The sequence below is a fragment of the Phenylobacterium ferrooxidans genome, from assembly GCF_042714595.1.
Classification (GTDB): domain Bacteria; phylum Pseudomonadota; class Alphaproteobacteria; order Caulobacterales; family Caulobacteraceae; genus Phenylobacterium; species Phenylobacterium ferrooxidans.
The window spans coordinates 12597-36949 of record NZ_JAOTJD010000014.1 but is presented as its reverse complement, the minus strand read 5'-3'; the positions used below and the strand labels follow the sequence as shown (position 1 = coordinate 36949).

The window sequence follows — 24353 nt, the reverse complement described above, 5'->3', positions numbered from 1 at the left end:
GTATTCAACGGGTCTGGCCTTGCTCGTCAGTGTGGCGAGGAATTCTCCTGGAACACAGGTTGGGGTGAGTATGCCGACGAGCGACATCGACCGGGGCGATGCGGCCCGTGCGGTGGTGGCCGCGCCACGGGGAGCCCTGGCCATTCGCAAGGCGGGCCCTGGGGACATCGAGATCCTGCGCGCCCTGATGGAACAGGCGATCGGTATCCATCTGGCGGCCTACCTGCCGCCGGAGGGGGTGGCGGCGTCGTTCGAGATCATGGGGCTGGACACCCAGCTGATCGAGGACGGGACCTATTTCGTCGTGGAGGCCGAAGGCCAGATCGCCGGCTGCGGCGGTTGGAGCCGACGGGCCACCCTGTTCGGCGGAGATCACAGCGCCGGGCGCGACTCAGGCCTGGTGGATCCAGCCACCGAGCCGGCCCGCATCCGCGCCATGTACACCCATCCCGACTTCGCCCGCCGCGGGGTGGGCAAGCTGATCCTGGAGACCTGCGAGGCCGCCGCCGCCGCGGAGGGCTTCGGCCGCTGCGAGATGGCCGCCACCCTCTCCGGCGAGCCGCTTTACCGGGCCGCCGGCTACAAGACCATCGAGCCTTTCGAGGCCGACACCTCGACAGGGTTCAAGGTGCCGCTGATCCGCATGGGCAAGGCGCTGGCGGGCGCCTGACGCAACGAAAAAGGGCGGTCCCTGAGGGCCGCCCTTCCACGCTCTCCAGAACCTTGGTCAGAAGGCGTAGGTCACCCGGCCGTAGTAGTAGCCGCCGTTGATGCCGAAGGGCGAGTAGGTGGGGTACTGGGCCACGCACCCGCCGCCGGAGGCGACGCAGGCGGCCTGGTACTGGGCCGACAGCTCGTCGGGGTACTTGTTGAACAGATTGTTGGCGCCGATCGAGACGGTGACCGCATCGGCGAACTTGTAGGAGACCTCAAGGTCGGTGATCGCCGTCGTGCCGATGGAGGTCTGCAGCAGGGGGCCGGTGCCGGGATCCGACAGGGCCGAGGACTTGCCGTAGACGGTCTCGGTCAGGTTCACCGTGAAGGCGCCGAAGGTGTAGAGCGCGTTCAGGCCGACCTTGTACTTGGGTGAGGCGGTCTCCAGCAGCGACTTGGCGTTCCCCGCGAACAGGGTCTGGCCGGCCGGATAGGGCACGCTGGGGGTGGTGAGCGGCGCCGGCGGCGCCTTCACCTTGGTGACCTTGGTGGTGTTGTAGTTGCCGCTCAGGGTCCAGTCGATCCGGCCGTAGTCGCCGAGGTCGGTGGGATAGGAGATCACCATGTCGACGCCGCGCGAACGGGTGTCCAGGCCGTTGGAGAAAATGTTGATCCCCGTGGTGGTGACCGTGGGGTCGAGCACATTGCCGTTGGCGAGGATCGCGGCCAGCACCTGCGGCGAGGCCAGCACGCCGCCGCGCGTGCCGTAGAGCGAACTGGAGCCGAAGATGCGGTCGGTCAGCTCGATCTGATAGGCGTCGATGGTCAGGGTCATGGCCGGGAGCGGATGGGCCACGATGCCGATGCTGTAGTTGGTGGATTCTTCCGGCTTCAGGGCGTCGATGCCCAGCAGACGCGCCGCCGGCGAGTTGGGCGCCAGTTGCACGAAGGCCGAGGTCGGCGAGACGTTGGTGGCCGAATAGAAGGACTCCGCCAGGGTCGGGGCGCGGAAACCGGTGCTGACGGTGCCGCGGACCGCGATGGCGTCGTTGAAGTCGTAGCGGCCGGTGAGCTTTGCGACGGTGGTTTCGCCAAAGTCGCTGAAGTGCTCGTAGCGCAGGGCGGCGTCGAGCTGCAGGCCCTCGACCGGCGAACCGGCCAGGTCGGCATAGACTGCCCAGCTGTCGCGGTCATGCTTGCCGGCGTCGGTCAGGGCGAAGCCCGGATAGGACTGCGACCCTTCCTTGTAGCGGGACGCGAGGTCGCCAGCCCCGATCTCGTAGGTCTCGCGGCGGTTTTCGAAACCGAAGGCCGCGGCGAGGGGAGCCGCCATTCCGACATCGAACTCCTTGGAGATGTCCAGGTTGTTGGTCAGCTGGGTGGTGGTCCAGGAGCCGGCGTGGAACGACGTGGGGGAGGAGCCCTTGGTCGTGGTGGTGGAGGTATCGACATAGAGGCTGGCGTTGATGGAGTCCTCGACGCGGACCTCGATGTCATCGACCCCGTAGGTGGAGCTCAGATCAAAATTCCAGCCGCCGACGACGCCGGAGATGCCGATGGTGCCGGCATAGTCGTCCTCGATGATGCGTTCGCGCGGGCTGAAGCCCTGGGGATAGGGGCGGTCAGTGGCGCCCATCCGGCCGGTGACGCGGTTGTAGCGGCGATAGTTCTCGTAGGCCGAGGCGTCCTTGTGGCCGTAGGAGGCGAAGGAATAGACTTCCAGGTCATCGGTGATGTCGACGCCTGCGTTGTAGGCCAGGTTGCTCAGCCGGTACTCGGCGTCGCCCGAGATCAGATTGAGGTTGGGGAAGCCGGGGATTTTGCTTTCGACGGCGAAGTGCGCCGCCGAGTAGCTAGGGCTGGCCGGGTTGAAAACGCGCTGGTCGGGCAGGCCGCGGTTGGAGAAGCCGTGGTACTTGGTCTCGGCGGTGAGGTTCAGCCAGCTGTTCTCGGTGGGCGCGGTCCCGATGTTGAACGAGATCGCGGCCGTCTTGCCGCCCTCGTCGATGTACTCGCCGCCGGTGGCGGAGATGGAGCCGCCTTCGTTGTTCTTCTTGAGGATGACGTTGATGACGCCGGCGATGGCGTCGGTGCCGTACTGGGCCGCGGCGCCGTCGGTCAGCACTTCGATGCGGCCGATGGAGGCCATGGGGATGAAGCTGAGGTCGGTGGCCGCCGCGCCCTGATAGGCGCCCGACAGCACGGCGAAGTTGGCGGTGGTGTGTCGGCGCTTGCCGTTGATTAGCACCAGGGCGTGGTTGGGCGACAGCCCCCGCAGGCGCGCCGACAGGGTCAGGTTGGCGGTGTCGCCGCCGAAGGCCTGGGCGTTGAAGGAGGGCACCAGGTTGGCCAGGCCGACGCGCAGGTCGGTCTGACCGGTCCGGGTCAGGGCGGCGGTGTCGACCACCTGGACCGGCGCGGCGCTGTCTTCCACCTTCAGGCCGGTCTGGCGCGTGCCGGTGACGATGACCTCGTCGACCTCCGCCGCCCCGGCGGCCAGGGTCTGGGCGGACGCGGCCCCAGCGATCAGGACGGAAGCCAGCGAGACGCTCGCCAGCCATGCGTTGCGGGTTGTGGATTTCATATTGGTAGGCCCCCTCGTTCAGTTGCGGCTGAAGTCGGCCGCAAGGTTCCCCGCACGCCTGTGTGCTCAGGCGCCGGGATGTTGACGGACGCTCCGGAGATGGGCTGTGGCCCTTGGTCTCCGGTATTCGCCCAGAATTGTTGGTGTGTTTTACTCAATATCCGCGCAGAAGGCCGCGAGACGCCCGTACTAGATGGCCGCATCAGAGTCATAATCTAAAAAGAAGACACTCATGCCGATAAAATCACGCGTAAATTGAGATCGCCCGCGTGAAACGTTTCCTCATCGTGTTCTTATTTTATATCACGTCAAAAACTCGTCCCAGCGACGTCTTCCGGGAAATTCATCTGACAGTAAGAGGTCCACACGAATCCTTTTTGCTGTCAACGCGACGAGGCCGAGGAGTCTACATGTCGTCATATTTTGGGTGTTCGGCGCATATGGTGCGCGATATTCGGGCACGGAATCGATGGCGAGCGCCAAATTGCCAGTCAGAGACTGGGTGAAGACCTAATCTGGCCGTGAGGTGGGTCGCGATAACTGCTAAGTAACTCAGCGGTTCGTGCTTGCGGTTTAATCAGGCAGGACATTTTCCGAGCGATTTGGGCCCTGCCAAAGGATCAGATCGCGCCGCCCGGCCAAGGGCATGGCTTGAACATCACCGCCCGCCTGACCCAAGGTGGCCACGCCTCGCCGCCCGCCGGCGCCCACATGAAGGAAGACCTCCAAATGCGCAGACTGATCCTGGCCGCCCTCCTGCCTGTGCTGGCCGCCGCCGCCGCGCCCGCCGCCGCCGCTGACGGCATCGTGCGGGTGGGCGCCCCCACCAGCGCCATCCTGCAGGCCGCCGTCGTGCCCGCTGGCTACGACACCATCTATGTCAGCGGCATGACTCCGCCGCCGCTGAACCCCGGCGCGCCCGCCGGGACCCCGGTGCAGTTCGGCGACACCAAGACCCAGACCATTGGCGTCCTGAAGCGCATCGAGGATGTCCTGAAGGGTCAGGGCTACACCATGGGCGACGTGGTGATGATGCGCGTTTATCTGGTCGGTGATCCCGCCAAGGGCGGCGGCATGGACTTCGCCGGCATGATGGAGGCCTACAAGCAGTTCTTCGGGACCGCCGAGCAGCCCAACAAGCCGGCCCGGGTCACCATGCAGGTGGCGGCCCTCGTAGCGCCGGGCATGCTGTCGGAGATCGAGGTCCAGGCCGCCAAGAAGAAGTAGGCCTGAGAAGGATGCGGCGCCGCCCGTGTCATGCGGGCGGCGTCTTGCTGCGTGCTAGACGGCGCGGCCGCCTTGAGCGCAAGCCGGCCGCCCTGCTGGTGAAGCTGGCCCGCGAGGGCGGCGGCTTCGAGGCCTATGACGCCCGCCAGAAGTAGGCGTCAGGCGGCCTGGGGGAGCAAGACTGAGGCGGCGTGGGTGATGGAGACGCTTACCCCTCCAACCGACTGAACCTTCATGGTCGCGCCCAGCTGCTTGACCAGGGCGTCCACGATCACCGTGCCGAGACCGCCGTGCTTGCCCGGCGCGGCGTCCGGAGTCTTGCCCACGCCATTGTCGGCCACGGTGAGGGTCCAACCGTCGCCGGCGCTCGTGTAGGTCACCATCACCTGGGCGTCGGGCGTGCCGGCCGGGAAGGCGTACTTCACCGCATTGATCAGCAGTTCGGTGACGATCAGGCCGATACTGACGGCCTTGTCGGAGCCGATCTCACCCTCGTCGGCGACAACCTCCAGGATGATCGGCCGGTCCTCGCCGATCATCGACTTGGCCAGGCTGGCGCACAGCTTGGTGAGATAGCCCCCCACCTCGATGCGTTCGACGCCGCCCGAGGCGTGAAGATGAGCCTGAACCTCGGCCACCGACATCACCCTCTGGTGGGCGTCGCTCAGGTGCTGGCGGGTCTCTTCGGACGTCACGGCGCGGGCTTTGATCATCAGGATGCTGGCGATGATCTGTAGGCTGTTGGCGACCCGATGCTGCATCTCCTGCAACAGGGTCTGCTGCTGGGCCAGCAGGTCCTCGGTGCGCTCGAGAAGCTCCTCCTTCTCGCGCTCGATCGCGCGGCGCGCGGTGATGTCCGTGAAGGCCAGCAGGATGGTGGTGTTGGCGCTACGCTCATAGATCACCTTGCGAGCGTTGAGCAGCATGGTGCGCGCGCCCAGGCCTGGGAAGTCATGCTCGACCTCGAACCCGTCCATGGCCACTCGCTCGGGAATGATGGTCTCCAGCAGCACCCGCAGGGCCGCGATGTTCCACTGCCCATCGCCGAGCCAGTAGAGCGGCCGGCCTATGGTGTGCTCGGGATCGACCTGGAAGATGGCGTAGAAGGACCGGCTGGCGGCCAGGACCCGGAACTCGGCGTCCAAGACCAGCAGCGGCTCGTGAATCGTGTCCACGATCGCCTGGGCGAGCGTCTGCGCGTCTTCGATTCCCTGCAGGGAGGTCGGCATGAGCGAAAGCAGGTCCGATCCCGGACGCCAGGATTCTTTGCGTTCGACCGCGAAAGCGGCCAACCGCCAAGCTTTACGCCCAATTCGGGCCACTGTCGTGATCTGGTTTTGTGTGTCGGCTGTGGTGCTTAGGGGCCGAGTTCGCCCGGTCCACCGCCGCCAGATGGTGGCGGCGCTCAGACGTATCCTCAGGCAGGTCTAGGCGGTCAGGGCCAGCAGGGCGAAGCTGGCCAGCCAGTGCTCGCCCATATAGTCGCCCGCCACGTGGGGCAGGCTGGCCGCCAAGTGGCGGTCGGCCGCCGCGTGGGCCGCCGCGCGCAGGTGATTGTCCGGATCGAGGCTCTCCGAGATCGCTCGCCAGCACCAGGCGCGGCTGAGGTTCAGGCCATCCAGATGGGCGATCTTCCCATCGCTGCGGTCGCTGACCGTGGCGGGGGTGAACAGGGTGGCGGGCAGCCCCTTGGCGGCGTCCGGCAGGAAGCCCGCGAACCAGGTGCGGAATTCCACGACAGGCAGCAGCCGCCGCATGGCCTCGGCCTCCATCAGGGTCGGGGACAGGAAGTCGTCGCCGGAGGGTTCCCAGGCCGCGGCGTTGCGATCGCCGCCGTACCAGCCCCTGGCCGTGTCCCGTAGCAGACCTTCGAGGGCCACATCTTCCGTGCCGCTGGCGTAGTCGGCCGCGAGCGCCAGGGCGAAGGCCGTGGAATTGTGGACGCCAGTTCGCACCGGATAGGTGGCCTTGGGCAGGTAGCTGCGGAACCGTTCGGCGAAGGCTTCAGCCAGCGGGGCCAGGCGACGGGCCCAGACCTGATCGTCGTGGCGGATCAACTCGGCCTGCAGCATCAGCAGCCAGGCCCAGCCATAGGGGCGTTCGAAGCCGCGGCTGGAGGGTCGGTCCAGATAGGCCCGCTCGGCCTCGACCTTGTCGGGGGTGAAGGCGCCGGCGAACAGGTCGTCGATGGCGGCGGCCTCGGGGATTTCCGGGTGCAGGCGGCGCAGGGTGGCGAGCGTCCAGTAGCCGTGCACGCAGGAGTGCCAGTCGAAGCTGCCGAAAAATATGGGATGCAGGGCGCGGGGTCCCACGGCGTCGCCGGGCCCATCGAGGACGTGGTCCATCTTGTTGGGATATTCGCGGGCGACATGGCCCAGCGCGATGCGGGCGAAGCGCGACGCGATCTCGGCGGTCATCTCAGCGGAAGGCGAGGACATACATCAGCACCATGTTGGCGAGCAGCAGGGGGGCGGCCGTGGGGATCTGGGCGCGGATCACCGCGTGGCGATCCTTCAGTTCCAGCAGGGCGGCGGGCACGATGTTGAAGTTGGCGGCCAGGGGCGTCATCAGGGTCCCACAGAACCCCGACAGCATGCCGATGGCGCAGACGACGGCCGGGTCGCCGCCGAACTTGACGATCAGGAACGGCAGGCCGACCCCCGCGGTCATCACCGGGAAGGCGGCGAAGGCGTTGCCCATGACGATCGTGAACAGGGCCATGCCCAGGCAGTAGACGGCCACAGCCGCGAGGTGTCCGTCCATGGGGATCCAGGCCGTCACCAGGTCGCCCACCACCTTGCCGACGCCGGCCAGGGCGAAGACCGCGCCGAGCGCAGCCAGCATCTGCGGCAGGAGCGCGGCCCAGCCCACGGTGTCCATCAGCCTGCGGCCTTCCTGGAGGGGGCTGATGACCGGCTGGCGCAGCAGGATGAGCGCGGTGATCACCGCGAGCACGGCTCCGAGCGCCAGGGAGATCAGGGTCGCCTGCTTGGCCTGGAACAGGGGCAGGTCACCGATGGAAACGTGCTGCAGACCCAGGGTTCCGATCAGGACGGTGGCGGGAATCACCAGGGCGGGGATGAAGAGCCTGTTCCCCCATCTCTCCGCCGACAGCTTGCGGGCCTCGGGCGAGCCGTCGGGCTCCCCGCGCCCCAGGCCGCCGAGGCCCGAGATCAGGGCCATGCAGAGCACCAGCACCCCGTTGCCGAGGTCTCCCAGCCAGTCGCCCACAAGGAAGCTGACCGCGAACAGACCCCAGAAGCCGGTGTTCATCCAGCGCTTGGGATTGGTGGCGTCCCGCGCGCTGAGCACCGCGAAGGCGGCGAACACCAGACCCGCCAGGAGGTAGACGAAGCCGAGCTTGATCATGCTCCGCGCCCCTTCAGCCTGCGCTCGAAGAGCACCAGCCGGAGCGTGTGGATGGCGAAGGCGACGATGGCTGTCGGGATGGCCCAGATCGACAGCTGCAGGGGCTCGACGACGATGCCGCTCTGGGCCAGGAAGCCCACCATCAGCAGGATGGAGCCGATGGCCAGGAAGATGTCCTCGCCGAAGAACAGGCCGATGTTGTCGGTGGCCGCGGCCATGGCCCGCACCTCCTGGCGGGCCTCGTCCGGGAGTTCGCCCGCCTCGCTCTCGGCGGCGGCCTCGGCCATGGGGGCGACGATGGGCCGGATGGTCTGGGCGTGGCCGGCGATGGAGGTCAGGCCGAGCGCCGAGGTGACCTGGCGAAACAGCAGGTAGCCGATCAGCAGGCGGCCAAGGGTCACGCTCCTGAAGCCGGCGATCAGGGCGCGCGCGCGCTCCTGCAGGCCCGCCCGCTCCAGCACCCCGATGACGGGGAGGACCAGCAGGGCGGCGCTGACATAGCGGTTTTCGTTGAAGGCCTTGCCGAAGGCGGCCAGGACCTCGAGCGGCGACAGCCCCGCGGCCATGCCGGTGAGGACGGCCGAGACCATCACCACCAGCAGCGGATTGAACCCGGCGGCGAAGCCCGCCACCACAACCGCCACCCCCAACAGGATCAGCATCAGCCCCTCCGTCGGCGACTCAGGTTCAGGCGCCGGATGAAGAGGTAAGCCTAGTCTGAGCGGGGCGCTGCGTCCGAATGGTCTATATTGTGGACTATATGCCCGGTGGCGGCGGCGCGGGCGGCTACTTCATCAGGCCTGCGGTGCGCAGAGCGTCCTCGATCACCTTGCCGATGGCCGACACGTTGGGGAGGACGGGCGCGGCCTGGGCCGGCTTGCGCGGGGCCGGCTTGCGGACGGCGCGCGGCGCCTCGACCGGACGCGGCGCGACGGCGGCCTCCGCCTCATGGATCAAGCCCCAGCTAGCGGCGATGTCGCGGGTGGAGGCGACGCCGACGTCCAGCATGTAGGCGCCGCTCACGCCGCCGCCGGCGGACCCGTCCGGCTTCAACGGCACGCCATGGCCCATGCCGGCCACGAGGTTGTGCTCCAGCAGGGCGCGGCCCTTGGCGTCCCGCCAGACGCGGCGGGTGTGTCCGGCCGCCACTTCGGTGTGACTGGGGTCGGGATCCAGGTCGTGGACGCCGCGCCATTGGCTGAGCACCGCCTCCCCGTTGGACGGGCTGACCGTGTGGTCGGCGGAGCCATGCCAGATCGAGATGCTCGGCCAGGGGCCCTTGTGCTGGCTGGCCTTGCGCACCTTGGCCGGCAAGGCGGCCTCGCCGGGACCGCCGTGGCCCCGCATGGCGTCGAAGGCCTCGGGCACGGAGGCGGCGACCCCGTAGGGCAGGCCCGCGATCACCGCGCCGCCGGCGAACACCTCCGGGTAGGTGGCCAGCATCACGCTGGCCATGGCGCCGCCCGCCGAGAGGCCGGTGATGTAGACCCGGCGGCGGTCGAGGCCGTGCTGGCCGATCATCGCCTCGATCATCTGGCGAATGGACGCCGCCTCACCCTTGCCGCGCCGGACATCGCCGGGCTCGAACCAGTTGAAGCAGAGGTTGAAATTGTTGGCGCGCGCCTGCTCGGGGAACAGGACGGCGAAACCCGCGGCGTCGGCCATGGCCGACCAACCCGAGCCCAGGTCGTATTCAGCCGCGCTCTGGGTGCAGCCATGCAGCACCACGACCAGGGGCGCACCCTTTGGCAGGCCGGGCGGGACATAGGCCAGGGCGCGGAGGCCGCCCGGATTGCCGCCAAAACCGGTGAGCTCGCTCAGCCGGTCGGAACCGGCGCGAGAACCGATGGCCGCCCCGGCTTCTCGGAAGGCGGTCATCCGCATCAGGGTGTCGGAGAGAGGACGCATGTCGAACCTTTCAGGCCAGCCACAGGAGGCTGACAGGAATCCAACGCAGGCGCAGCATGGATCGTTGCTGCAATGCAGCAAAGAGTCTTGTTCGGTGAGTTGGCGGCTATTTCGCCGACATTTCCCGCAGTCGATTGTGCAGCGCGGTGGCGGCGATCGCGGCCTCTCCCTGGGCGGTGCTGATCTGGTTGAGGCCGCGGACCAGGTCTCCGGCCGCATAGAGGCCGGGCACAGTGGTCTCTTGGTGGTCGTCGACGATCAGGCGTCCATCGTCGCAACGTTGGGCGCCGGCCTGGATGGCGAGGTCCGTACGCGGATCAACCCCCAGCGCGGTGTAGACCGCATCGAATTCCAGCTTGCCCTGTTCGGTGAAGGCCAGGGCGCTCAACCGGTCGTGGTCGAGGGTGACCTCCTGGATCGGCGCCTCGATCAGGCGGACGCCCGCCTTGGCCAGACCTTGGCGCTCGCCGTCCGGCAGGTCTCCGGCGGCGCCGGTATGGATCAGGGTGATGTCGTCGGAATAGGTCTGCAGGAAGAGGGCTTCGCCCGCGCCCAGGGGGCCGTCACCGATCACCGCCACGGCCTGGCCAGTCACCTCGAAACCGTCGCAGATCGGGCAGATGCGGACCAGGGATCGACGCACCGCCGCCTCCACGCCGGGCAGTTCCGGCAGGCGGTCGACGACCCCGGTGGCCAGGATGACCGACCTGGCCGACAGGGACCGGTCGGCCGTGTTGACGGTGAAGCCGGCGCCGTCCACGCAGAGCCCGGTGACCTGGGCCTCCTCGATCCGCGCCCCGAACGCCTCGGCCTGGCGGCGCGTCCGGTCGAGCAGGTCCACCCCGACGATCCCGCCCGGAAAGCCCGGATGGTTGTGACTGCGGGGGATCCAGGCGGCCCGGCTGTCGCCGTCGTGCAGCACCAGGACCTGGCGGCGGAACCGGGCCAGGTAGATTGCGGCGGCCAGTCCGGCCGGTCCGGCGCCGATGACGATGGCGTCCAGGGTCATTCCTAGATCTTCCCGACGGTGAAACTCTGAGAGATCAGGTTGGCCCTGCCGAAGATGGTCATGAAGGCGATGTCGGCGGCGTCCAGGCCCGTGGCGACCCGCACCAGGCCGTCGATGGGCGCCAGGCCTGTCGCGTCGATGAGCCGCCAACGGCCCCCCAGATAGACCTCGGCCACCGCGTGCAGGTCCGGCGGCTCCAGCTTCCAGGCATAGGCGCTGACGGCGCGGGCCGGGATGTCGGCGGCGCGGCACAGGCTGATGGCCAGGTGGGCGAAGTCACGGCAGACACCGGCGCGGTCGACGAAGGTGTCCATCGCGGTGGTCATGGCGTCGCTGGCGCCGACTTCATAGGTGAGGTGTCCGCCGATCCAGTCGACGATGGCGGCGACCTTGTCGCCGCCATCGAGCTTGCCGAATTCCTCCGCGACGAAGGCCTCGAAGCGGTCGGAAGGACAGTAGCGGCTGGCGCGCAGGTAGCGCAGGGCCTCGCCGGGCAGGTCACGGATGGCGGTGGCGGCGCATCCCTTCAGGTCCGACGCGCGGGCCAGCAGCTCAACATTGGCGGTGTAGGCGATGGTCACCTCCCCGTGCGCGGTGAAGACCGCACGGCGCTCACCGGTGACCGAGTCGTCCAGACGGGCGATCTCGGTGGCGGGTGTTATGGTGAGGCGCTCGGAATGGATCGCCTGGTCCGGAGCCCGGGCGGCCTCCAGCAGCAAAAGAACCTCGCAGGGCCGATCGAAGCTATAGGTCAGGTCGGCCTGGATCGACAGTCGCATGAGGTCCTCCGCGCGCCCAACGCGTGGGAGCAGCCGATGTTGCTGGAGCTCCCAGGCTTAGATGGAATGAGCCGGTCGGCTGCAAGCCCCTCAGGCCTCTGGCGAGGGACCCTCGCGCATCAGGAAGGCGAGGATCTCGGCCACCGCCACGAACAGGCGCTCCGGGATTTCGCTGTCGACCTCGACCTTGGAGAGGGCTTCGGCCAGCAGGGGGTTGTGCTCCAGGGGGACGCCATGCGCCTCCGCGGCCGCGATGATCCGCTCTCCCACCAGGCCGCGGCCAGCGGCCACCACCCGGGGCGTGCCTGGGGCGTCATACTTCAGGGCGACGGCGAGGCGGCGGTCGTTATTCATGCCGACTGGTCCAACAGGCGCCCGGAGCTGGTGGTGGGCGCGGGCGGCGGTCCCGAATGGACGGCCAGCTCCAGCTGCAGATTGGCGGCCGCCAGGGCCTGGGCCAGCACGGGCTGGGCGGCGCGCAGGCGCTCGGCCGCGTCGGGGCGCAGGACCCAGAGGCTGACGCGGGCCAGGTCGCCGTCGAAGGCCACCTGGGCGTCGATAGGGCCCACCGGCTCGAAGTCGACCGAGAATCGGGCCCGCCACAGAGGCTCCCGCTCCTCGTCGCGGGCGCGGCCCTGGCTGTCGCGGCTGATCTCGAACTGCGCCACGCCAGGTCCCTGGGGGGTCTGCAGCGGCGTCTCGAACATCCAGCGGGTGGGCTCGCCCGGCTTATCCGGTTCGGGCAAGGAGGCCAGCTGCAGCAGATCCAGGTGGGCCAGGGCGCCTTGCGTCTCGGCGGCCAAGGCCTCGCCGATGGCGGCGGCGCTGGCGTTCAGCGGCAGGCTGGGCATGGCCGCCTTCTGGGCGGAGGTCGGCGCGCCCCCATAGGGCGGCCGAGGGGTGGCGCCGGGCGGGCGTCGAGTGGCGGGGCCCAACGCCTGGCGCAGGACCAGCAGGGCGGCCTTGAGGTCGCCGCCCAGCGGCGAGGTCTCAGGATCGGACGCGAGGTTGGCTTCCAGGAACAGTCCCGATGTCTTCAGCGCCCGCTTGATATCGGCGCCCCGCACCTCGGGGTCCAGTGGGACCAGCTGGGTTAGCATCTGCATGGCGGCGGCCCGGGCCGGAGGGGAGAGGACCTGGGCGCGCAGGGCCTGGTTGAGATCGGCCATCAGGGGCGCCAAGCCGCTCTGACGGGTCAGGGCGGTGCGAAGGGCCTGGGCCGTGGCCTGGGCCGGGGTCTGGGGCAGGAGCGGCGCGAGGCCTGGCTGGGTGGAGGACTTGGGCGCCCCGACCCGCGTCGGCCCCTCGACCGGCTGGGCCGGATCGACCGCGTCGGCCTCCACGGCGCGCTGCATCTCGCGCAGCAGCTGGCCGCCCTGAACGCGGGTGACCGGGCGCACGGGGGTAAGCGCCGGCACCTGTGCGGCGGTGGGGATCGTTCCTAGGGGTGCGACCTTCATGGCGCGGCCTGACTGGACACCTGCTGATTCTACGGGCGCCGGGTGAAGCGGGCCTTAAGGAAATCAGTCTGTGCGGCGCTCCGCCGGACGCGCGGCGCCGCCGGTCAGGCCGGGCGGCTGGCCCGCCGCCCGTCGGTCATCGGGCCGGGGGCTTGGCCGGGGCCTGATAGGGGAGATAGCCGCGCTCGACCATACGGCGCATGGCTTCATACGCCTCCGCCAGCTCCTCATAGGCCTGGCGCAGACGGCCCAGGCGCGAGATCTGTTCGTGGCTGGGGCTTATGGCCTCGCTCAAGGCCAGGGCCTCCTTGACCCACTGGGCGCGGGCCATGGCGGCGGCCACCGCCATTCGTTGGAACTTCTGGGCGTCGGCATGTCCGAGCACCGCGCCGATCACCTCCTTGTTGGAGGCGAAGGCCGTATAGTCGATCTGCTCAAGCTGGCCGCGCATGCGACGCTGAGCATGGGGGTCGTCGTCGGTATCCTGCGGCTCGAAATGATCGGTCGCGTGCCGGTGGAAGCTGGATGCGCGGGTGGCCATGTCGGCTCCCTCTCCTTGTTCGGCCCTGTTCCTAGGCCGAACAGACCTTCAAACCCGTTAAGAGCCGGGGTCGAGGCACAACCTTACTCGCCTCTTAAGGGTGATTGGAAAGGGTTGCTTCAACTTGTCCGGGCAAGTTGCGCCATCGTGTCACGGGCATGGGTCCGCTGACGCTCCCAGAAGGGGAAGGTGTGCATGACCCAATTCCTGAAACGCTTCATCGCCGACGACTCTGGCGCCACGGCCATCGAGTATGGCCTGATCGCAGCCCTGATCGCGGTCGTCCTTATCGCCTCCATGTCCGTGCTGGGGGAAAAGGTCGGTGGCACCTTCGACAAGGTCGGCAACGAGATGCCGCAATAGCGGCCAGGTCCCAATCCCTGAGGGTTGGAGCGTGACAGTGGGCTCCACCATCCCGTCGCGCTTCAGGCCGGAGCGGCCCCCCCGCTGCTCCGGCCGCCTCCGCGGCCTCGCGGCCACAAGGTTCCTAGACCGCGATACCTGATCACTCGTTCGTCAAACCAAGCCTTGACGAGGCCGAGCACCCCTCCAGTCTTGCGCCCGAAATTCGCTGCCCGGCGCTGGCGACGTCTGGTCGAACTTCTCCACTGGCGCGTGACGCGGCCTTCGGGCTTTCTGCCACTGGTGAACAATACGGGGGAATCGGCCATGACCGCCGGCAAGCGTCTGAGCCCGGGCTTCATCGTCGCCATCTGCTTCTGCATCGCGGCCCTGGAGGGCTACGACATCCAGGCCTTCGGGGTCTCGGCGCCGCACATGGCGCCCGAACTGGGGCTCAACCCCGGACAGATGGGGTGGGCCGGCAGCGCGGCGATGATCGGGCTGGTCATGGGCGCCATCACCGGCGGCTGGTTCGCCGACCGGGTGGGACGCAAGCCGGTGCTGGCGGTCTCGGTGGCGGCTTTCGGATTGTTCTCGGTGGCGACGGCCTTCGCCAACAGCTTCGAGACCCTGACGGTGGCCCGCCTGCTCACCGGCATCGGCTTCGGCGGGGCCCTGCCCAACCTGATCGCCATCGCCACCGAGATCAGCACGCCCTCGAAACGGGCGGCCACCACCACCAGCATGTTCTGCGGCCTGCCGGCGGGCGGGGCCCTGGTCTCCCTGCTGGCCAGTCACGGCGGCGAGGCCGTCGACTGGCGGATGATCTTCCTGATCGGCGGCGCCCTGCCGCTGCTGCTGGTCCCGGTCATCCTGCGGCTGCTGCCGGAGACCCGGCCCGAGCATGATCCCGCCGCCGACCGCGGCCTAGCCCGGGGACTGTTCTCTGAGCGCCGCGCGGTCACCACCTTTCTGATCTGGATCGTGTTCGGCCTGAACCTGCTGGTCACCTACCTGCTGCTCAACTGGCTGCCGACCCTGGTGGTGGCCAAGGGCTTCACCGCCGCCGATGGCGCCGCGGCGTCCCTATGGTTCAACGCCTTCAGCGTGATCGGCGCCCTGCTGCTGGGCTGGCTGGCGGACCGGGTCGGATTCCGCTGGCCGCTGCTGGCGGTGTTCCTGGTGCTGGCCGGGGCCATGTACGGCCTGGCCCAGGCCACGGCCCTGCCGGCGATCTTCGGCTTCGCCGCCGCGGCGGGCTTCACGGTGGTGGGGGGACTCTATGTTCTCTACGCGCTCGCGCCCATCTACTACCCCGTCCATGTCCGGGCCGCCGGCGCCGGGGCGGCCATCGCGGTGGGGCGCCTGGGGTCCATCGCCGGCCCCCTGATCGCCGGCGAACTGCGCGGGGCGGGGTACAGCGCCGACCAGGTGTTCCAGTCCATGGTCCCGGTGGTGCTGGTGGGCGGGGTGGCGGTCCTGACCCTGTTGAGCGTCGGCAAGCCGGTGAAAGACTAGCTCCGGATCGCCGCCATGGCGGCCCGCTTCACCGGATCGGGCAGGGTGGTGAACCAGGCCTGGGGCGAGAGCCGCTCCCCCACCATGCGCCGTCCGTTCTCCGCCAGCCGGCGGCCCAGCTCGGGCGTGGTGCGCAGGCGTTGCAGGGCCTCGGCGGCGGCGGCGGTGTCGGGGTCGGCCCAGGTCTGACCGGCATAGATGCCCTGGCTGTCCTGCACCGGGATCTGGTGGAAGGGGATCAGCATGGCGCTATTTGCGTCCATGAAGTCGAGATTGCCGGACCATCCGGTGGCGATGACTGGCGTCCCCATCGCCATGGCCTCGGCCGGGGTCAGGCCGAACCCCTCGGCGCGGTGGAGAGAGATCAGCACGTCGGCGCCGGCGATCAGGCTCTTCACCTGGGCGTAGGGCCAGACGGCGTCCTCGATGGTCACATTGGGCGGGGCCAGGCGGCGCAGGCGCGCGAGGTGGTCGGGGAAGAGGTGGCCGTTCTGGGTCTTCATCAGCAGGCGGACGGTGGGGTCTTCGCCGAAGGCCTGGGCGAAGGCGGAGATGACCCCGTCAGGGTTCTTCCGGGCGGCGGCGGAGTTGAAGTCAAACAGGCTGACGGCGAGGAATTCCGCCGTGCGCGGGGCCGGGACGATGTCGCGGTAGTCTTCGAGGAACAGAGGATGGGGCACGACCCTCACCGGCGCGGCTGCGCCCTCGAGGGCGCGCGCCGTGTAGCTGCTGGGCGCCCAGACGCCATCCACCAGGCCTGCGTCCCGGAGCCAGACGTCGGGCGCCCTGGGCAGCTCCCAGGCCCAGTAGCCGTAGCGCGGGCCCAGCACGCGCTTGGGGCCGAGATAGGCCAGGGCCGCCAGCAACTCGGGGGCGTTGAGATGGAAGATCCAGGGACCGGGCGCGGGGGCGGGGCCGGCCTTGCCGATCCAGTCCAGCTGGGCCTCGGAGACATCGATGGTCTCCACCGGCACGCCCAGGGCCTCGAAGGCGCGGACGGCGAGGCGGGCCGAGGCGGCGATGCCGTGGGACCCCTCGAGGAAGCCCACCACCCGGATCGGTCCGCCAACCGTGTCGGCGGCGTGCGGAGCCCGGGCGGAGGATCGGACATAGGCCGAGAGCGCCTTGGCCAACAGGGGCTGGGCGGTCCGGCGCAGGCCTTCCGGAACCAGGCCGCGCCAGACGCGGCGCGCGGTGGCGACGGGGCTCATCGGCGCGCCGACCGCCAGGAGACGCCATGGGCCAGCAGGGCGATGGCGTCGGCGGGGACGAGGCCAGGCGCGGTCTGGAACACCACCTGGCCGACCTGAGTGGGGGGCGGGGAAGGCTCGCCGGAGGCTGTCTTGAAGCTGGTGTTGGCGGCCTCGAAGACCGGCGCGGCCGCGGTGTCGGTCCATCGTTCCATCACCACCAGGGTCTCGCAGGCGCCGGTGGCGGCAATGCGGCGCGCAACGGTGGGCGGGTGGCGCACGGTGAGGCGGGCGAGCTGGAAGACGGGGTGGCCGCGGACGCCGGCGGGCAGGGCGGAGAGGTCTATGCCCACCTCGGCGAGGCCCCCGCCGATCAGCCAGCGCAGGAAGGCGAAGCGCTGTCGGAAGCTGGCCAGGGGAAACAGACGCTGCAGGTCGCCGCGGTCCTCCCAGATGGCCAGGAACAGTCGGGGAAAGGGCAGGCCCCTGGCGAGCTGAGACACGGGCGCCTCGAGGCCGGGATCGGTCAGTCCGTGCGGCCAACCGGCGCGGTCGGCCAGCCCATAGGCCGCCACTTGCAGGCGGGCGTCCGGCGCCTCGCCCACGCCATAGCGGGCCGCGCGGGCCACCAGCCCCGGGTCCAGGACGTCGGTGGGCAGCAGGCGCGCGTCAAAGCGGCCGGCCAGGGCCTCGGGGCCCAGCAGCCAGGCGCGCAGGCCCTTGTCGTCTGAGGCGAAGCGGTCGCGCAGGTCCTTGCGGGCCGCCAGCATCGCGGCGAGGGCGTCGGCGGGGTGGGCCCTCAGCCAGGCGGTGAGGTCGGCGGAGGATCCCAGCCAGGGACCTTCCGGCGGCGTGAGCGGCAGGCGGGCCGCGCCGTCGGCGGGGACGTCCAGCCAGGCTTGCGCCGCCGGGGTCAGGCCGCCGCCGAAGGCCTCTCCGGTCCGCGCGGCCTGCAGCATCCGGCGACGTTCCTGCGGCGTCACCAACCGCCCGGACGGGAAGGCGCGGTGGCCGTAAGGAGTGGTCTTGGCGGCTGCGTGGCCGTTGCGCAGCATGGCGCCCGCATAGTCCTTCAGGAGGTCGGCCAGGGCGGAACCGGGCGCGACCTTGATGCGGTCCTGGTGCTTGGAGAGCAGTTCGGGCCGGGCCGGATCGAAGCCCGAGAAGTGGAAGAATCCCAGGCTCTCGCCATCCACCCGCCAGCCGTCAGCTTCGCGGGAGACCTCTCGGCCCTCGAGGTTCCAATAGGCGAGGTTGAGGGCGGGCGTACGAAGCAGGGCCAGGTCACTCACCAGGCCGGGCGCCAGGTCCATCCACTTCTGGTCGGTGAAGAGCCCCGCCGCGAAATCGACCCGGCAGTCGAACTCCAGCTTCTCCGCCCACCAGTCCAGCAGGGCCTCGATCTGCGGCTCGTCGCGCACCGCCATGAAGCCGAGGTTGTAGGCGCCCGAGGTCAGGATGACGAGGTCATTGGGGTTGGCGTTCCCGCGCAGCGGGCGGGTCATGTGCGGGGTGAGAACCAGGGGCGCGCGGGCCAGGCCCTCGCGGACCTCGGCGAGCGACCGGTAGACGTAGATGTCGGGGTCCAGATAGACCACCGAGCTCACCCCGGCCTGCGCCAGCAGGGCGCGGAAGACATGCGGCTTGACCGCGGTGTTCAGCTCCAGGGCGTCGTAATAGGCGCACATGGCCGCGAACTTGGGGACGAGGGTGCCGGCCTCGATCACCCGCACGCCCGGATCGGCGAAGGCCATGGGGCCATCGGTGGCGATGACCACCCGGCCGACCCCCGGTTCGGCCACGGCGAGGCTTTCCATCAGCGTGGCCGCCTGGGCCGCGTAGTTGCGCGAAACGATGGTGAAGACGACGTCCAAGATACTTAGCGCCCGGCCCTTGAGAGAGCTTGTCTAGCAGTCGCCCGCCCTCGCGTCAGGCGTCGGCGAGCAGGTCGTCCAGGTTCTTCACATGGGTGACGGGGGAGGCGACGCCGCCCTTCATCACCATGACCTTGTTGCAATAGAGGCGGATCAGGTCGATGTCGTGCGACGCCAGCACCAGGATGCCGGCCCGCTCCATCAGCGACAGCAGCCGCTTGTGGGCGATCTTCTGGAACTGCGCGTCGCCGACGGCGATCCATTCGTCCATCAGCAGGACGTCGGCGTCCACGGCGGTGGCCACGGCGAAGGCCAGGCGGGCTTGCATGCCGGCGGAATAGGTCTTCAGCGGCATAGCCAGGAAGGGGCCAAGACCGGTGAACTCGCCGATCTCCTCCAGCTTGTCCTCGATCTCGCGGGCGCTCAGGCCGGCGATGCGGCCCCGCAGGCGGATATTGTCCAGGCCGGTGGCCGACGGATCGATGCCGAGGTTGAGGTCCAGCAGGGAGGCGATCTGGCCGTGGATTTCGATCTGGCCCTCGTCCGGCTCATAGGCGCCCGACAGGGCCCGGAGCAGGGTGGTCTTGCCCGAGCCGTTGTGGCCGATCAGCCCCAGCCTGTCGCCGGCCTTGAGTTTGATATTGACCTTGGAGAGCGCCGTGACCTCGGTGGCGCCGGTGAGCGAGGAGCCCAGCCGGCCGCCCACGGTGACCGTCGCCAGGCTCTTCTTCAGCGACTTGGCGTCCACCCCGTAGACGGGGAAGCGCATGGTCAGGTCGCTGACCGTGATGGAGACCTGCGGACCCTTCATAGGTAGTGGACGATCCGGCGCCGCGTCAGGGTAAAGACGGTGAAGACGCCGAGCCATCCCACCACCGCCAGCAGGGCCAGGATCGGGTAGGTGCCCGAGCCGGTCTCGCCGCCCATGAGGGGCGCGCGGATGCCGTCGATCATGTGGAAAAAGGGATTCAGCACCAGCAGGGCGTGGCCGCGTCCGCCGCTCATGCGGCCCGGCTCCCAGAAGATCGGGGTCATGAACATGGCGAACTGCATGATCGAACCGACAATCTGCGGCACGTCGCGGAAACGAGCCGAGGCGATGCCCACCGCCATGCTGGCCCAGGAGACGTTGAGCAGCACCAGGAACAGGCCCAGCAGCGCCATGGGCACATTGGCCACCTTCCAGAAGCCGAACCAGACCAGCACCGCCACCACGATCACCATGTGGTGGGCCAGGGTGATCAGATTGCGCAGCACCGTGCGCCAGACGAAGGTGAACATGGGCAGCGAGGTCTGGCTGAGCATGCCGGAGGCCTGGACGAAGGTGTCGCAGCCCTCGGTGATGACGCCGACGATGACGCCCCAGAAGACGATGCCAAGCGCCACGAACGGCATGTACCGCTGGATCGGAACCTTGAAGATCTCGGCGTAGAGAAAGCCCATGCCCAGGACCATCAGGCCCATGGACAGGGTGATCCAGAAGGGGCCGAGGATCGAGCCGCGGTAGCGCGAGACGATGTCGTGCCAGGCCAGGGACCAGGCCAGGCCGATGCGCTTCGTCGACGCCTTGAGGTCGGCGAACGCCATGCCGAACTCGTGCAGGGTCCCGTGGCGACCCGTGCGCAGCATGTGTTCCGCGATTTGCATCAACTCTCCCGACCGAGGCCGCTGGTAACAGGTCGCATTTTGCGGCGCAAGCGTGGCGCGGGACCGGGATTCCCGCCGAAATCGGATGGAAATCGCCCGATGGGTTAGAGGTCGCTCTCGTCCTCGAAGGGCGGGGGGCTGGTCTTCATGTGCGCGTGGTCGGCGCGGTACTGGTTGAAGTGGCGGCGCTCGGCGGGCGAGGGCTGGACAGTGTCGCGGACCAGGCCGCCATAGGCCAGCTCGCGGGCGGTGCGCTTGCGGACCACGAACTCGATCCCGCACTCGCCGATGGGGGTGAGCGTCTGGTCGAAACGCGGCAGGTCATAGCGGAAGGTGGAATTCAGCAGGACCAGCCGCTCGATGTCGGCGGCCTCGCCCAGGCCCGACAGCAGCTCCACCAGATTGATGGACCTGTCGCTCCAGGAGCGGGCCTTCAGCACCGTGAAGGTCCACTTGTGGTCGCGGTTGTGGGTCGAGGGGAAGACGCCCTGCTCATAGAGGTCCTCGTCGGGGACGGTCACCACCAGGAAGCCGCCGGGCTTGAGCACCCGGAACCAGGAGGCGAGACCCTCGCGCGGGTCCACCAGATGCTCCAGGCAGTGGCTGGAATGGACGAAATCCAGGCTCTCGGGGGCCAGGCCGGCCAGCTGCTGGGCGTCGCCGTCCTCCCAGTCCCAGATCCGCACGCCGGTGAGCGCGGGGAAGAAGGACGCATAGAGAGACAGGGGATCGGGCTTGCCGCCGATGTCGAGGCCCTCGCCCACGAACCAGCGTCGGGCGAAGTTGGGGTCGGCCATGCGCCGGACGATGGATTTCGAAAGCTCTTTCACGCCTCGGCTCTAGAGCCTTTTGGGCTCGAATGGAAACATTCGAGCCTCTCCAAAAGGCTCTGGGTTCTTGCTTTGGCGCGCGACGGGCGCCGGAACCGGCATCCACTTCCGGCTGTCTCGCGCTGGTCGGTTTTCCGGGCTCACCGCACCACCCAGGATTCGACGCCGGTCCCGGTGAAGCGCGCCGACTGGGCCGCGCCGCCGAAGTTGGTGAGCAGGCGCTTCAAGCCATCGCGCTTGGTGGGGTCGATCAGGAACATCATGAAGCCCCCGCCGCCGGCGCCGGAGACCTTGCCGCCAAAGGCGCCGAAGGCCTTGGCCTCGGCATAGACCTCGTCGATCCGGGCCGAGGACATCTTGGTGGCTGTCAGCTTCTTGGCCGCCCAGCCTGAATCCAGCAGCTGGCCGAACCGCTGCAGGTCGCCGGCCGTCAGGGCCTGCCGCATCGCATAGGCGCTGGCCTTGATGTCGTGCAGCGCCTGCAGGGAGGCCGGAGCCTGGGCGCGCATGTTGGCGGTCTGCTCCTCGATGATCGAGGCCGACTCCCGCGACACGCCGGTGAAGTAGAGGACAAGGGACGCCTCCAGCTCCTTCATCACCGTGGGATCGACGCTCACCGGCTCGACGTCCACGCGGTCTTCGGCATGGAAGTGCATGACGTTCAGGCCACCGAAGGCCGCGGCGTACTGGTCCTGATGGCCGCCGGCCAGGCCGAGGTCGCGGCGCTCGATGTCATAGGCCAGGGCCGCCACGGCGTGCGGCGTCATCTCGATCCCGAGGAACCGCCGGAAGGCCTCCACCATGGCCACCACCAGGGCCGACGAACTGCCCAGGCCCGAGCCCGGCGGGCAGTCGGCATAGGTGGTCAGGGTCATCGGGATGGCCTGGCCGCCGGCATGTTCGGCCATGAAGCGGTTATAGACCCCCTTCAACAGCCGCAGGGGCTCGTCGGTGGGCAGGGGGCTCTCCGCCGCTCCGTTCCAGAAATGCTCGCGGTCGGCGGCCACCAGACGGACCTGGCCATCGGTGCGGCGCTCCAGGCTGACATGGGCGAACAGGTCGATGGCCGCGTTCAGCACCACGCCGCCATGCTCGTCGCAATAGGGGGAGACGTCGGTGCTGCCACCGCCAAAGCCGAGCCGGAGCGGTGCGCGGGCGCGCACCAGGTCGTGGGGCATGAGTCTCGCCGGTTGGTGGACGTTGCCCCCTCGGGGTAGTCGCAGGCCGGGCGCTTTGCAACCTGCCAGGAGCCGTGTATCCGACCGGGGAAGGAAGCTCTCGATGCCGCCGACCGAATCCGACGCCGTGATGGTCCAGGCCCGTTCGGCCCGGCCCTTCCTCGCGCCCGCGTCGGGCCTGCCCAGCCTGGAAGACTCCGGGACCTGGATCGTCATCCCCTGCTACCGGGTCCGCGACCATATCCTGAAGGTGATCGCCAAGGTCCCGGTGTGGGCCGAGGGCATCGTCTGCGTCGACGATGGCTGTCCCGATAGGTCCGGCGACTTCATCGAGGCGGCCAAGGCCGACCCCCGCGTTGTCGTGGTGCGGCTGTCGAAGAACCGCGGCGTCGGCGGGGCGGTGCTGGCGGGCTATGCCGAGGCCATCCGCCGCGGCGCCCGCGTCCTGGTCAAGGTGGATGGCGATGACCAGATGGACCTGGGCTACATCCCCCACCTGGTGGCGCCTATCCTGCTGGGCGAGGCCGACTACACCAAGGGCAACCGCTTCACCTCCATCAGCCACCTGAAGTCGATGCCGGGCGTGCGGGTCTTTGGAAACGCCGCGCTGAGCTTCGCGGCCAAGGTCTCCACCGGCTACTGGAACGTCTTTGACCCCACCAACGGCTTCACCGCCATCGAGGGCTGCGTCGCCGACCGGGTGATGGAGAAGCGCATCTCCCAGCGCTTCTTCTTCGAGACCGACCTGCTCTATCACCTGGGCACCCTGAGGGCGGTGGTGCGAGACGTGCCGATTCCGGCCCGCTACGGCGAGGAGGTCAGCAACCTGCGGATCGGGGCCATCGTGGGCCCCTTCGCGCTGAAGCACCTCACCAACTTCTGCCAGCGGGTGATGGGCCAGTACTTCGTGCGCGACTTCCACGCCGCCACGCTGGAGCTGATCTTCGGCGCCATATTCCTGATCTTCGGCGCGACCTACGGCCTCCATTGGCTGGCGACGCGGGACCCGAGCCAGACGGCCTCGGCCGGCGTGGTGATGGCCGCCGCCCTGCCGGTGATCGTCGGCACCCAGATGCTGCTGCAGGCCATGAACTTCGACGTGCTCAACACTCCGTCGCGGCCGATCCACCCCTATCTGCGCACCATCCGCCAGATGGAAGCCGGCGAGCACATCAAGTGAAGGCGCTGGACTACCTGCTCTGCGCGGGATTCGCCGTGGCCCTGCCCATCGGCCAGCTGCTGTTCAAGTGGGCGGCCCTCTATCAGGCCCAGATCGCCGGGCCCATGCCCTGGAAGCTGCTGAAGAACTTCCCGCTGATGGGCGCCTTCGGCTGGTACGGACTGACGGCGCTGGTCTGGTTCTACATCCTGACCCGCACGCCGCTCTCGACCGCCTACGCTTTTTCGATCCTGGGCTCGGCCCTGGTGCCGCTGATGGCCTGGGTGATCTTCAAGGAGCCGGCCAGCTGGAAGTTCGCCGTTGGCTACGGCCTGATGCTGGCGGGCTTCCTGGTCATCCTGCAGGCCAAGCCGTCCTGATCGCGGCGGCCACCTCGGCGTAGGTCACCCCGTACATGCGCTCGTAGAGCAGGGGGCCCGCGTGCGGGCGCTGGCTCACGCGGGAGGGATCGAGGCGCTGGTGGGCGAAGCCTCGGCGCTGATAGCTGGCGAACATCACCGGCCACAGCCCCAGCCAGGTCTTGGCCTGGGAAGGAAAGGTTCGCACCCCGGCGGCGAAGGCCATCCATTCGGCGAGCGACAGCCGCGTGCGGACCATCGGGCCATTGTCCGCCAACGGAAGGCCTGCGCGGAACAGGCGGCCGGGCAGGCCCGGGCCATTGTAGAGTGTGATCTGGTCGACGGACGTTTTCCCCGCCACCCAGACGGCCAACGCCGCGCAGGCGTCGTGGTCCATGTGTCCGCCTTCCCAGGCGGTGACCACAAAGCGCTCGACGGGGCCGATTTGCTCCAGTTGGGCGGTCAAGCGCGCGAGCAGCTCCGGCAGGTGACGATGCACCTGGCCGTCGAGGGCGGCGGAACCCGCACCGATGTGGATCACCCGCTCAGGCGCAACACCCAGGCTCGCCAGATAGGTCCGAGATTCGGCCAGCCTGCGCGCCGAGAGGGTCGGGCTGGCGTAGTCGGCGACATAGAGGAACCACTGGTCCCCACCGGCTCGCCGGATCAGCGGCGTGGCGAAGTACTCGTCGTCGAAGTGGGCCAGGATGTGGACGATGGCCATG

24 protein-coding genes are annotated in these 24353 nt (G+C 68.8%); 6 read left to right on the top strand and 18 right to left on the bottom strand.

The annotated features are described in order from the left end of the window. The first annotated feature begins 70 nt into the window (after positions 1-70). Positions 71-670 (top strand): GNAT family N-acetyltransferase, encoded by a 600-nt coding sequence (locus OCL97_RS09045; RefSeq protein WP_377369510.1) that lies wholly within the window; start codon positions 71-73, stop codon positions 668-670. A 57-nt stretch (positions 671-727) separates the two neighbouring features. Here OCL97_RS09045 and OCL97_RS09040 read toward each other — a convergent pair whose 3' ends face one another. After that, positions 728-3238: a TonB-dependent receptor plug domain-containing protein gene (locus OCL97_RS09040; RefSeq protein ID WP_377369508.1), complete on the bottom strand. Its 2511-nt coding sequence runs from the start codon at positions 3236-3238 to the stop codon at positions 728-730. 729 nt (positions 3239-3967) lie between these two features. Here OCL97_RS09040 and OCL97_RS09035 point away from each other — a divergent pair. Next, positions 3968-4465: a RidA family protein gene (locus tag OCL97_RS09035; RefSeq protein WP_304777069.1), complete on the top strand. Its 498-nt coding sequence runs from the start codon at positions 3968-3970 to the stop codon at positions 4463-4465. 158 nt (positions 4466-4623) lie between these two features. On the opposite strand, the gene OCL97_RS09030 is transcribed toward OCL97_RS09035, so the two are convergent. The 10 genes from OCL97_RS09030 to OCL97_RS08985 all read right to left on the bottom strand — a co-directional run bounded on the left by OCL97_RS09030 (position 4624) and on the right by OCL97_RS08985 (position 13531). Continuing rightward, on the bottom strand, positions 4624-5694 hold the full coding sequence (locus OCL97_RS09030) for a sensor histidine kinase (RefSeq protein ID WP_377369506.1): 1071 nt from the start codon (positions 5692-5694) through the stop codon (positions 4624-4626). Positions 5695-5892: 198 nt separating this feature from the next. Then, positions 5893-6903, bottom strand: coding sequence for a DUF2891 domain-containing protein (locus OCL97_RS09025; RefSeq protein ID WP_377369504.1), 1011 nt, complete (start codon positions 6901-6903; stop codon positions 5893-5895). Then, on the bottom strand, positions 6884-7834 hold the full coding sequence (locus tag OCL97_RS09020) for a DUF979 domain-containing protein (protein WP_377369502.1): 951 nt from the start codon (positions 7832-7834) through the stop codon (positions 6884-6886). Before OCL97_RS09020 ends, OCL97_RS09025 begins: the two co-directional genes overlap by 20 nt. Further along, complete coding sequence (locus tag OCL97_RS09015) at positions 7831-8496, bottom strand: DUF969 domain-containing protein (RefSeq protein WP_377369500.1); 666 nt, start codon at positions 8494-8496, stop codon at positions 7831-7833. Before OCL97_RS09015 ends, OCL97_RS09020 begins: the two co-directional genes overlap by 4 nt. 124 nt (positions 8497-8620) lie before the next feature. Then, a complete protein-coding gene (locus OCL97_RS09010; protein ID WP_377369498.1) occupies positions 8621-9742 on the bottom strand; it encodes an extracellular catalytic domain type 1 short-chain-length polyhydroxyalkanoate depolymerase in 1122 nt (373 codons plus the stop codon). 106 nt (positions 9743-9848) lie between these two features. After that, a complete protein-coding gene (locus tag OCL97_RS09005) occupies positions 9849-10751 on the bottom strand; it encodes an NAD(P)/FAD-dependent oxidoreductase (protein WP_377369496.1) in 903 nt (300 codons plus the stop codon). Between the two features lie 2 nt (positions 10752-10753). Continuing rightward, complete coding sequence (locus OCL97_RS09000) at positions 10754-11530, bottom strand: transglutaminase-like domain-containing protein (RefSeq protein WP_304777008.1); 777 nt, start codon at positions 11528-11530, stop codon at positions 10754-10756. Between the two features lie 90 nt (positions 11531-11620). Beyond that, positions 11621-11884, bottom strand: a complete 264-nt coding sequence (locus OCL97_RS08995) for an EscU/YscU/HrcU family type III secretion system export apparatus switch protein (RefSeq protein WP_377369494.1) — start codon at positions 11882-11884, stop codon at positions 11621-11623. Further along, positions 11881-12990, bottom strand: coding sequence for a flagellar hook-length control protein FliK (locus OCL97_RS08990; protein ID WP_377369492.1), 1110 nt, complete (start codon positions 12988-12990; stop codon positions 11881-11883). Before OCL97_RS08990 ends, OCL97_RS08995 begins: the two co-directional genes overlap by 4 nt. 136 nt (positions 12991-13126) lie before the next feature. Continuing rightward, positions 13127-13531 (bottom strand): hypothetical protein, encoded by a 405-nt coding sequence (locus OCL97_RS08985; protein ID WP_305337625.1) that lies wholly within the window; start codon positions 13529-13531, stop codon positions 13127-13129. A 195-nt stretch (positions 13532-13726) separates the two neighbouring features. On the opposite strand from OCL97_RS08985, the gene OCL97_RS08980 reads away from it, so the two are divergent. Together OCL97_RS08980 and OCL97_RS08975 are read left to right on the top strand one after the other, a co-directional pair. Then, a complete protein-coding gene (locus tag OCL97_RS08980) occupies positions 13727-13894 on the top strand; it encodes a Flp family type IVb pilin (protein ID WP_304777012.1) in 168 nt (55 codons plus the stop codon). 306 nt (positions 13895-14200) lie between these two features. After that, on the top strand, positions 14201-15391 hold the full coding sequence (locus OCL97_RS08975; RefSeq protein WP_377369489.1) for an MFS transporter: 1191 nt from the start codon (positions 14201-14203) through the stop codon (positions 15389-15391). Here the strand turns inward: OCL97_RS08975 and OCL97_RS08970 are convergent. From OCL97_RS08970 to OCL97_RS08945, 6 genes are all read right to left on the bottom strand, one after another. Continuing rightward, the gene (locus tag OCL97_RS08970; RefSeq protein ID WP_377369487.1) at positions 15388-16602 is read right to left on the bottom strand and encodes a glycosyltransferase family 4 protein; all 1215 of its coding nucleotides are present in this window, start codon (positions 16600-16602) and stop codon (positions 15388-15390) included. The genes OCL97_RS08975 and OCL97_RS08970 overlap by 4 nt on opposite strands. After that, on the bottom strand, positions 16599-18455 hold the full coding sequence (locus OCL97_RS08965; RefSeq protein WP_377369485.1) for a hypothetical protein: 1857 nt from the start codon (positions 18453-18455) through the stop codon (positions 16599-16601). The genes OCL97_RS08970 and OCL97_RS08965 overlap by 4 nt, the downstream gene beginning before the upstream one ends. 55 nt (positions 18456-18510) lie before the next feature. Further along, on the bottom strand, positions 18511-19266 hold the full coding sequence (locus OCL97_RS08960; RefSeq protein ID WP_305337621.1) for an ABC transporter ATP-binding protein: 756 nt from the start codon (positions 19264-19266) through the stop codon (positions 18511-18513). Beyond that, the gene (locus OCL97_RS08955) at positions 19263-20102 is read right to left on the bottom strand and encodes an ABC transporter permease (protein ID WP_305337620.1); all 840 of its coding nucleotides are present in this window, start codon (positions 20100-20102) and stop codon (positions 19263-19265) included. The genes OCL97_RS08960 and OCL97_RS08955 overlap by 4 nt, the downstream gene beginning before the upstream one ends. Positions 20103-20206: 104 nt before the next feature. Then, entirely contained in the window at positions 20207-20932 is a 726-nt protein-coding gene (locus OCL97_RS08950; protein WP_305337619.1) for a methyltransferase domain-containing protein, read from the bottom strand. Between the two features lie 140 nt (positions 20933-21072). Beyond that, a complete protein-coding gene (locus tag OCL97_RS08945) occupies positions 21073-22110 on the bottom strand; it encodes a GHMP family kinase ATP-binding protein (RefSeq protein ID WP_377369483.1) in 1038 nt (345 codons plus the stop codon). A gap of 103 nt (positions 22111-22213) precedes the next feature. Between OCL97_RS08945 and OCL97_RS08940 the strand changes: the two genes are divergently transcribed. Together OCL97_RS08940 and OCL97_RS08935 are read left to right on the top strand one after the other, a co-directional pair. Further along, positions 22214-23290: a glycosyltransferase family 2 protein gene (locus OCL97_RS08940; protein ID WP_377369481.1), complete on the top strand. Its 1077-nt coding sequence runs from the start codon at positions 22214-22216 to the stop codon at positions 23288-23290. After that, entirely contained in the window at positions 23287-23649 is a 363-nt protein-coding gene (locus OCL97_RS08935; RefSeq protein WP_305337616.1) for a DMT family transporter, read from the top strand. Before OCL97_RS08940 ends, OCL97_RS08935 begins: the two co-directional genes overlap by 4 nt. Here OCL97_RS08935 and OCL97_RS08930 read toward each other — a convergent pair. After that, complete coding sequence (locus OCL97_RS08930) at positions 23624-24352, bottom strand: hypothetical protein (RefSeq protein ID WP_377369479.1); 729 nt, start codon at positions 24350-24352, stop codon at positions 23624-23626. The two genes, OCL97_RS08935 and OCL97_RS08930, sit on opposite strands and share 26 nt — an antisense overlap. Position 24353: the final 1 nt, after the last annotated feature.

Excerpts from the sequence above, each read along its gene's own strand:
- OCL97_RS09000 (WP_304777008.1), bottom strand. The coding sequence starts at position 11,530 with ATGCGACTGTCGATCCAGGCCGACCTGACCTATAGCTTCGATCGGCCC.
- OCL97_RS08945 (WP_377369483.1), bottom strand. The coding sequence starts at position 22,110 with ATGCCCCACGACCTGGTGCGCGCCCGCGCACCGCTCCGGCTCGGCTTT.
- OCL97_RS08990 (WP_377369492.1), bottom strand. The coding sequence starts at position 12,990 with ATGAAGGTCGCACCCCTAGGAACGATCCCCACCGCCGCACAGGTGCCG.
- OCL97_RS08995 (WP_377369494.1), bottom strand. The coding sequence starts at position 11,884 with ATGAATAACGACCGCCGCCTCGCCGTCGCCCTGAAGTATGACGCCCCA.
- OCL97_RS08955 (WP_305337620.1), bottom strand. The coding sequence starts at position 20,102 with ATGCAAATCGCGGAACACATGCTGCGCACGGGTCGCCACGGGACCCTG.
- OCL97_RS08975 (WP_377369489.1), top strand. The coding sequence starts at position 14,201 with ATGACCGCCGGCAAGCGTCTGAGCCCGGGCTTCATCGTCGCCATCTGC.
- OCL97_RS09025 (WP_377369504.1), bottom strand. The coding sequence starts at position 6,903 with ATGTCCTCGCCTTCCGCTGAGATGACCGCCGAGATCGCGTCGCGCTTC.
- OCL97_RS09035 (WP_304777069.1), top strand. The coding sequence starts at position 3,968 with ATGCGCAGACTGATCCTGGCCGCCCTCCTGCCTGTGCTGGCCGCCGCC.
- OCL97_RS09015 (WP_377369500.1), bottom strand. The coding sequence starts at position 8,496 with ATGCTGATCCTGTTGGGGGTGGCGGTTGTGGTGGCGGGCTTCGCCGCC.
- OCL97_RS08985 (WP_305337625.1), bottom strand. The coding sequence starts at position 13,531 with ATGGCCACCCGCGCATCCAGCTTCCACCGGCACGCGACCGATCATTTC.
- OCL97_RS08930 (WP_377369479.1), bottom strand. The coding sequence starts at position 24,352 with ATGGCCATCGTCCACATCCTGGCCCACTTCGACGACGAGTACTTCGCC.
- OCL97_RS09020 (WP_377369502.1), bottom strand. The coding sequence starts at position 7,834 with ATGATCAAGCTCGGCTTCGTCTACCTCCTGGCGGGTCTGGTGTTCGCC.
- OCL97_RS08940 (WP_377369481.1), top strand. The coding sequence starts at position 22,214 with ATGCCGCCGACCGAATCCGACGCCGTGATGGTCCAGGCCCGTTCGGCC.
- OCL97_RS09010 (WP_377369498.1), bottom strand. The coding sequence starts at position 9,742 with ATGCGTCCTCTCTCCGACACCCTGATGCGGATGACCGCCTTCCGAGAA.
- OCL97_RS08970 (WP_377369487.1), bottom strand. The coding sequence starts at position 16,602 with ATGAGCCCCGTCGCCACCGCGCGCCGCGTCTGGCGCGGCCTGGTTCCG.
- OCL97_RS08980 (WP_304777012.1), top strand. The coding sequence starts at position 13,727 with ATGACCCAATTCCTGAAACGCTTCATCGCCGACGACTCTGGCGCCACG.
- OCL97_RS08960 (WP_305337621.1), bottom strand. The coding sequence starts at position 19,266 with ATGAAGGGTCCGCAGGTCTCCATCACGGTCAGCGACCTGACCATGCGC.
- OCL97_RS09005 (WP_377369496.1), bottom strand. The coding sequence starts at position 10,751 with ATGACCCTGGACGCCATCGTCATCGGCGCCGGACCGGCCGGACTGGCC.
- OCL97_RS09045 (WP_377369510.1), top strand. The coding sequence starts at position 71 with ATGCCGACGAGCGACATCGACCGGGGCGATGCGGCCCGTGCGGTGGTG.
- OCL97_RS09040 (WP_377369508.1), bottom strand. The coding sequence starts at position 3,238 with ATGAAATCCACAACCCGCAACGCATGGCTGGCGAGCGTCTCGCTGGCT.
- OCL97_RS09030 (WP_377369506.1), bottom strand. The coding sequence starts at position 5,694 with ATGCCGACCTCCCTGCAGGGAATCGAAGACGCGCAGACGCTCGCCCAG.